Annotated in this window: 7 protein-coding genes; 2 read left to right on the top strand and 5 right to left on the bottom strand. The window is 37.7% G+C overall.

Annotated elements, in window-relative coordinates:
- Positions 1–395, top strand: a 395-nt coding sequence (locus AC1DPQ_RS11825; protein WP_477609419.1) for a YdcF family protein, incomplete at its 5' end; no start/stop codon positions are given.
- Positions 396–480: 85 nt separating this feature from the next.
- Here the strand turns inward: AC1DPQ_RS11825 and obgE are convergent.
- The 3 genes from obgE to AC1DPQ_RS11810 form a co-directional block, all read right to left on the bottom strand.
- Positions 481–1,476 carry a GTPase ObgE gene (obgE, locus tag AC1DPQ_RS11820; RefSeq protein ID WP_477609417.1) on the bottom strand — a complete coding sequence of 332 codons (996 nt, stop codon included), beginning with the start codon at positions 1,474–1,476 and terminating at the stop codon, positions 481–483.
- Positions 1,477–1,633: 157 nt separating this feature from the next.
- Positions 1,634–2,209, bottom strand: coding sequence for an adenylate kinase (locus AC1DPQ_RS11815; protein WP_121283653.1), 576 nt, complete (start codon positions 2,207–2,209; stop codon positions 1,634–1,636).
- A gap of 442 nt (positions 2,210–2,651) precedes the next feature.
- Positions 2,652–3,170 carry a hypothetical protein gene (locus tag AC1DPQ_RS11810; RefSeq protein WP_477578994.1) on the bottom strand — a complete coding sequence of 173 codons (519 nt, stop codon included), beginning with the start codon at positions 3,168–3,170 and terminating at the stop codon, positions 2,652–2,654.
- A 371-nt stretch (positions 3,171–3,541) separates the two neighbouring features.
- On the opposite strand from AC1DPQ_RS11810, the gene AC1DPQ_RS11805 reads away from it, so the two are divergent.
- Positions 3,542–4,132 carry a hypothetical protein gene (locus AC1DPQ_RS11805; RefSeq protein ID WP_477578996.1) on the top strand — a complete coding sequence of 197 codons (591 nt, stop codon included), beginning with the start codon at positions 3,542–3,544 and terminating at the stop codon, positions 4,130–4,132.
- 660 nt (positions 4,133–4,792) lie between these two features.
- Here AC1DPQ_RS11805 and AC1DPQ_RS11800 read toward each other — a convergent pair.
- Both AC1DPQ_RS11800 and AC1DPQ_RS11795 read right to left on the bottom strand, forming a co-directional pair.
- Positions 4,793–7,489 (bottom strand): hybrid sensor histidine kinase/response regulator transcription factor, encoded by a 2,697-nt coding sequence (locus tag AC1DPQ_RS11800; protein ID WP_477609415.1) that lies wholly within the window; start codon positions 7,487–7,489, stop codon positions 4,793–4,795.
- The coding region (locus tag AC1DPQ_RS11795) for a ligand-binding sensor domain-containing protein (protein WP_477609414.1) at positions 7,437–8,403 on the bottom strand (967 nt) is incomplete at its 5' end. The genes AC1DPQ_RS11795 and AC1DPQ_RS11800, both read right to left, overlap by 53 nt.

The following is an 8,403-nucleotide window of genomic DNA, read 5'->3' as shown; positions in this document are numbered from 1 at the left end:
GTGGTGGGAGCGCAAATTTAATAGACCAAAAAATTAAAGAAGCTGATTTAGCCATTCAGTACTTAAAATTGATCGGCATTCCTGATTCTGCAATCATGATTGAAAACCATAGCAGAAATACAATCGAAAATGCAAGGTACAGCCTCGCACTCATCGCGAAAAGCAAGCCTAAAGCTAAAATTTTGGTGATTACCAGTGCATGGCACATCCCAAGGGCAAAACTGATTTTTGATAAACAAGCCAAACAGAAAATTGAATATTACCCAACAAATTTTTCTGGAGATACTGAATTCGACTTAAGTGATATCATTATTCCAAATACCAGTGCATTAGGCGTATGGGAAATGTTATTTAAAGAATGGATTGGTTTGGCGGTAGACGGTTTGAGAGCCTAGTTTGGTTAATAGTTCATTAGTTCACTGGGTCATTAGTCAGGAGTAGAAACTAATAAACAACTGACCATTGAACTAATGAACTGCTTTATCCTTCAATTGCTTTCCAAAGCATATCTTTCAGTTCTAAAATATTTTTTTCAGCTACTGACGAAATAAATATAGATGGAATGTTTGGCAGACCCTGTTTCATTTCTTCCATCAGTTCTTCATCTAACATATCTGATTTGGTAATGGCTAAAACATGCGGTTTCTGCATTAATTCAGGATTGTAAGATTCCAGTTCGCTTTTAAGGATTTCGTACTCTTCTTTGATAGAACGGCTTGTATCAGCCGGGACCATGAATAACAATACCGAGTTACGTTCAATGTGGCGTAAGAAACGATAGCCTAAACCTTTACCTTTTGACGCACCTTCGATAATCCCAGGGATATCGGCCATTACAAAAGATTTTCCACCCCTGTAACTTACAATACCCAGATTAGGAACAATGGTAGTAAAAGGATAATCGGCAATTTCTGGCTTAGCAGCCGAAACTACCGAAAGCAATGTAGATTTTCCTGCATTTGGGAAACCAACCAAGCCAACATCGGCCAAAACTTTTAATTCTAAAATGTTCCAAACCTCTTGTCCCTGCTCACCCGGTTGTGCAAAGCGCGGTGTTTGCTGAACCGAATTTTTAAAGTGTGCATTCCCTAAACCACCACGGCCACCAGCTGTTAAAATCTTAGTCTCGCCATCTTTGGTAATTTCGAAAAGGATTTCTCCAGTTTCAGCATCTTTAGCAATGGTACCAAGCGGAACCTCCAGGATCTCATCCTTACCTTGTTTACCGAATTTATGGGAACTACCGCCTGCTCCACCATCTTCAGCAATAATGTGCTTACGGTATTTAAGGTGCAATAATGTCCAGATATGGATACTGCCTTTAACGATAATGTGGCCACCACGACCGCCATCACCACCATCGGGGCCACCCATTGATGTTAAAATATCACGATGTAAATGTGCCGAACCTGCCCCGCCCTTACCAGAACGGCAACAAATTTTTACATAATCTACGAAATTCGAACCCTGTGACATATTTTAATATTGAAATGTTAATACTGGAACGTCGAAAACAACAATTCCTTTAAAATTAAAGAGTTATAACGTTTTAACATTATAACTCTTTTTATGTTTTTGAATATTGGATCGGGAATTAATTAAAACCTTCTCTTTTATATCCGCTACTTGAACTTTATACCTTATACTGATCGATTACAGCGCAAAGATCATTATATACTGTTTCAATTTCACCTATTCCGTTTACTTTGTTCAACTTTCCTTGCTCTTCATAATAAGGCAATACGTGGATGGTTTTATCAAAATATTCTGAAATCCGTTTTTTTAATTTTTCAGCGTCATCATCAGGACGGCCGCTGGTTTTGTGACGTTCGGCAATACGTTTTGTTAACTCGTCCTGGTCAACATCTAAAGCAATAACGCCAGCAATTTTACTGCCTTTACGCTCTAAAAACAGATCAAGCTCTATTGCTTGTGGAACGGTACGCGGAAATCCATCAAACACAAATCCTTTAGCATCAGGATTTTTATCTACCTCTTCTTCAAGCATGGCAATTGTAATGGCATCTGGAACCAATTCTCCATCAGCTAACAATTGACTTACTTTTTTTCCTAATTCGGTTTCTCCTTTAACGTGTGCTCTAAAAAGATCGCCTGTTGAAACGTGTACCAACTGATATTTTGCAATCAGCTTTTCAGATTGGGTGCCTTTACCCGCCCCTGGAGGGCCAAAGAGAACTAAATTAAGCATTCAAGTTGTTTAGGTTGTCTTCAAAAATTAAAAAAGCCTTATTCCTATGGCTCTGTTAAAAGTAATATTCAAATCACTGATTAATAGGATTAGACATTGCTTACTTTCAAGGCTGCAAATATATAATTATTAATTTAGATGCCATTTAAAATTGACGATTTATTTAAAAATGGGCTATTTTAATGACATTTATCTTCTTCTAAGAAGAATCTTGTGCCATTTTTATATTTAACAGAATTTTCTTCAAATACTAACGGGTCTGACCAAACAATCCTTTTACATTTTTATTAAATTTTACTAAAAACTTAGGTATTTGTAACATTACTGAGCTGATATCCTCCAATATACCTAGATTGTAAAAAACGAAATGCCGCGATGCTGCCATCAGCAGAAAAACATTTATCGCCTAGAATAGAAGAACCATTTTTATTGATCCTCAAATCTAAAAGTCGGCGATATCAAGAGCCCTCTTGCTAAATTTCAGATAAGTAACAATAACTTTCGATCCAATTTTATAACGGTTATAATCCTCTTGCTTAACCTCAATCCTTATTTTTTCATTTTTAATTAGGCCCGAAAAAGTCAGGTATTCTGCATGCTCTGTTTTGTCCCGACCGATAACTACACTCGTTAATCTGTTTTTACCGTTTAGTTTATCTTTCTTCCAATTGTATTTGCTATACCTATCTACCAACCAGGCAATGCAGTAGCAAAAACTAAACATTAATAATCCTATAGCTGCAAAAGCGATATAGTCGTAATACTTCAGATTGTTGAGCGTTTCCTTTTCTACAGCTAAAGCAGCGATTATCCCAATAAAGAATATAGCAGCAACAAGCGTAATTACTGCGATTCTCATAATTGTTTTTTGCGCTGTCTCCATTTGCGCTATTTCATCTTCAGTCAATGGAATATTTTCCTGTAACTGTATTTGCTTATAGTCTATTTGATGATTCTCCATTTATTCCCTAGATCTGTAGCAGATTAATAATTGTCCTCAACCAATAGCCGTTAGGGAGCAGTGACTATACCTTCTCGGTTAGATCGTGCTCTTGCCAGCGCAAACATTAACAGCAGGACAATTAAAGCAAAAACATTTTTCATTTCTATTTTCAGCAAAGGAGGTGAATTAAATTTTTCCTTTTTATTTAGGAAATTCAACCCACAAGTGATTGACAATCAAAACACAAACCCTTTCCAATTTCAACCGTTGCAAACTACTTTTTCAGCTCCCCGTGTATGGCTAAATTAAAAATTTTATCAATTAATTTCTCTTTCGTTACTGCAATAATTTCCGAAATTGTGGTTTGATATTTATCCAATTAGTTATTTATGAATACCTATCACTTCCATTTTAATAACGGCCAAAAAAACTCAACTATTCTGTTTTGGTTTTTCACCACCTTGCTGACTATTTCATTAACAGCCATCGTTTTACTACTACATCCGGATGCACTTTTCCCGGCCTGGCTATTGCTGATCTCCTTACCATTAATGTTTATGGCCATTTACAGGTTGTTTAAAGTGGCCTCCGAAAGGCGGTCGGGAGAAATTGTTTCACTAAGTAAAGAAGGCTTTACCAGTTCCTGTTTCGGTTCTGTTTTGTTTTCAGAAATATACTCCATTCAGGTTCCCGTAAAGCAAATAGGCCTTTTTGGGGGGCTACAGCAAGACTATTACAAAAACACAGACATAGATATTCCTTACCTGGAATTTTCGATCACCACTCAGGATGGAAAAAGGTTAAATTGGATATTGAATGAGTGGGGCGGAATTTATAACTCAGAAGAAGAATTTTTAATTTTCTTTAACTTTCTTACAGCGCTAACCAATCAGCTGTATCAACTTTATCACGTTAATGAGCCATATAACAGCTATTTAAAAATTCTTGGCGAGAAAGGTTCCTGGGAAAAGCGAGGTTAAGCTAAAAAGGCCTTTCAAACTGAACAACAAAAAAGAGGGTGTACCATAAAGGCGATTTCACCTCAGATGCTGTCATGTTGAGCCTGTCGAAACACCTTAAAGGAGTATTTAAACAGGTCCTTCGACAGACTCAGGATGACAAATCTATATTTATGATACAACTTCTTCAAGTGCACTTTTGGAGACTACTGTTGAACAATTAATTCCATTGCTCACGCTGTTTAACAACATGAAATCAGGGTCAAAATAGCTGTTTTAGCTGAGCCAGTGTACTTTTCTTAAATTCAACAATTTTTAACTTATTTTATAAATTGAGCGTTTTTCGAAAAAAATTTTGGTGTTTGAAATTAGGCTGAAAAGTCTAATAAATCTTTGAATAAAAAGTTCAAGGGAGTTTAGTGAACCATCATTAAACCTCTATTTCCCTTCCTTGAAGGCATTAAAAATTTATATTTCCCGAATTATTAAATGTAATGGCAGAGACCGAATCTGGATGAGGACTTTTGTAAAAAGATTTTAGTGATCAATCGGTTATTACGCCTTAAACCACATGTCAGATAAACTCCGACAACATACATCTTATGCTATACATTAGATACAACTATATCGACCTGTTGCAAAACATTAAAAACGGTTAAATTTTCTTTCAACCATGGTTACTTAAGGTGTTTTTTCTAGATAATCTGAGGGGGCAACGCCAAACTGTTTGCGAAACTCCTTACTAAAATACTTTCTATCGTTAAAACCAACAGCATAGGCGACCTCTGCAATACGGAGTTTCTTTTCATCCAATAACTGAGCTGCTCTTTTTAACCGCTGCAATTTGATAAAATCAGCTATAGAGAGATCGGTAAGTGATTTTATTTTTTTATACAAAACCGTTTGGCTCATCCCAATTCCATCAACTAACATGCCTACGTTAAAATCTACATTTTCCATATTGTCTTCCACCAGCTGCATGAGTTTGTTCAGAAACTTTTCATCTGGCGATTCTACATCCAATTTTCGTGGCGTAAGCATAATCTGCCTGGTGTATTTCTGTTTCAATTCCTCCCGTCCCTGTAAAAGGTTGCGTATATTTAATTCAAGTACCTGAATACTGAAAGGTTTTGTAATATAAACATCAGCCCCTGCTTCAAGTCCGTTAACCTGGTGCAAGTGAGAAGCCATTGCGGTGAGCATAATTACCGGAATATGGTTCGTCCGCTCCTCCTGCTTTATTCTCATACAGAGTTCCAGTCCGCTCAGTTCTGGCATTGTTACATCACTCACTATAATATCAGGAACATGTTCAATAGCAGCTTCCCAGCCCTTTAATCCATCAATACTTTCGAGGATATGATAGGTAGCTTTTAGCGACTGTACAATAAACCCCCTTAATTCATCATTATCCTCCACAACAAGTACCGTATATTTTTTCTCAACAATCGCCTCAGCATCTTCACCCGAAAGCCTTTCTGCTAGCTGTCCGGGCACATCTTCCAATATTTTTAGCGCACTATCGCCTGCTAACAGCTCTTCCGCTGAAAAATGTTCTTTTCCAGAACGGAGCAAGATCGTTAAACTGGTCTTACCATTTTTCCCTTCAACAGCTGGCTCACTTGAAACGGAGATCTGCCCTTTGTGCAGGTCCACTATATCTTTAACAAGGGCAAGCCCTATTCCCCAGCCTTCGGCCATAACACCACTTGATTTTACCTGATAAAAATTGGTAAACACTTTATCCTGCACATCTAATGGAATACCAATGCCGTTATCGGTTATCGTGACTTTAGCTTGCCCATCATGTTCTGCAATCGTGAAGATTATTTTTCCGCCATTAGGTGTATATTTAAAAGCATTGGAAAGGATATTGTAAAACACCTTCTCCATTTGGCCAGCATCAAAATATATCAAAACTTCTTCCTGTTTACTGTTGAATTGATAATCGATGTTTTTGAGTTCTGCCAAGCTCAGATAGGAACGGTAGATATTATGGCTAAAAGCAACCAGATCATTTTTAGAAACGTGTAGATTAACATGTCCGCTTTCTATTTTCCTGAAATCAAGTAGTTCGCTTATTAACCGCAACAACCGATCAGTATTTCTTCTGATGCCGACCAGCGAATGGTTAACTGTACTGTTCTCTTGCGTCAGTTTGATCAGCTTTTCCAGAGGAGCGAAAATCAAGGTCAATGGCGTGCGGATCTCGTGCGAAATCCTGGTAAAAAAATCGAGTTTCATCTGGAAAAGCTCCTGCTGTTGCTCGCTATGCAGCTGTTCGTAATAGAGTTTCGATTCTAATCTCTGCTGTCTTCTGGTAAACCGGAGTACAAAATACAAGGATAGACCTGCTATTGTAAAATACAACAGGTAGGCCCACCAGGTTTGCCATAGCGGAGGCAGTATCCGAATTTCCAATACTGTTGGATTTTTGTTCCAAAGGCCATCGTTATTGCTTCCTTTTACCAATAGCCTATACTTTCCAGAAGGCAGATTGGTATAGGTAGCAGATGGAATATTAACATAATTCCAATCCTTTTCAAAGTTTTCTAATTTGTATGCGTATTTATTACGCTGGGGCTGGATGTAATTTAAGGTTACAAAATCGACGGTAAAAATATTCTGACCGGCAGAAAACGTGATGGATTTGGTAAAACTGATATCTTCATTCAACAGTTGATCGGAGCCTCCAATATGCACCGGCTTGTTAAATAGTTTCAAGCCCGAGAATACTGTTTTTGGCACAACGGTATTCTCCTTAATATCTCTTGGCGTAAAGGCTACCAGTCCGTTAAAACTCCCAAAGTATAACTTGCCATTTTTGTCCTTATAAGCGGAGTTTACATTGAACTCACTGGAAGGCAGACCATCGCTTGTATTGTAGTTTTTAAAGCTTCTCCGTCGTGGGTCAAGTTTGGTAAGTCCCCTGTCGCTGCTTATCCACAGGTTACCCTCATTATCGTCTAATAGATTGGTAATGTTATTGCTGGGCAGACCATTCTGTTTATTATAAGTAGTAAACGAAGCGGTTTCAGGATGGTATAAGCTCAAGCCTCCGCGCATCGTTCCGATCCAGATTTTCCCCTGACGGCTTTCTCTTATACAGGTAATCAGATTAGATTGAAGACTGTCTTTATTTTTGGCTTTTTTTCTGAATATCTTAAATTGTTTAGCTCCAGGGCTCAACAAGCTAAGTCCGCTGATTGTACCGACCCATAAGTTCCTTTTTGAATCCTGATATACGAACCTAATGTAATTACTGCTAATCCTTAAACCTTTTCCTGGTAGGTCGGTGATATGTGTAAATATTTGTTTTTGGGGATCAAAAACATCCAATCCTTGGATATAAACCAACCCAGATCCTACCCTGGCCATCTTTAAAAATAGCTTTGACGGTATTATGGCTTAAACTGCTCGGATCAAAAGGATCATTCACATAATTTTTAAAAAGACCCGTTTTCACATTATAACAGTTCAGTCCCTGCCCTTCTGTACCTACCCACAGATTCCCCTGGTCATCAGCCTCTATTGCACTGATAATATCACCGCTGATGCTATTTCTATATTTATTATACTTATATACGTCAAAAGTAATGCTATTGTGGTGGTTAACATTTATCCCCCCAAACATAGTACCTAACCATATAGACCCTTGTTCGTCTTTATAGATTTCTTTGATAGAGTTATCACTCAAACTTTTTCTGTTATCCGGATCATGCTTGTAGACTGTAAAATTGAGCGTTTCAGCGTTCAAAATATTGAGGCCGTTCATTGTTGCCACCCATATATTGCCATTATTATCGAGCATAAGCTTTCGGATACTGTTGTTGCTCAATCCTTTTGGATTTAGGGCATCGTATTTAAACCGAACAAATGAGCCTGATTCGGGAACAAAAAGATTTAATCCGCCTTTTTCCGTTCCAATCCAGATCCTGCCTTTACGATCTTCTACAATGGTTTTAACGAAATTATCACTAAGACTTTTCTGATCCTCGGGGCGATGATTAAAAGAAGTAATTTTGAATCTGCCCTTCTCTGATTTCATCATACTCAAACCATTGGTGGTACCTACCCATAGTATACCTTTACTATCTTCAAAAACGGCATATACAGCATTGCCAGCAAGACCATCTTTTTGATAAAAATTGATAAATTTTCTGGAAGAGGGTTTTACCAACATACTGAGCCCATTACCCGTAGCAAACCATAATCTTCCCTTTCTATCTTCTGAGATGCAATTAATGCTTTTATTGCTTATCGAATTCTTATCCTTTTCATTGTAGATGATG

This window comes from Pedobacter sp. 01T416_2, assembly GCF_056398925.1.
Note: the sequence above shows the minus strand (reverse complement) of the source record. Positions and strands in the feature narration are given on the sequence as shown.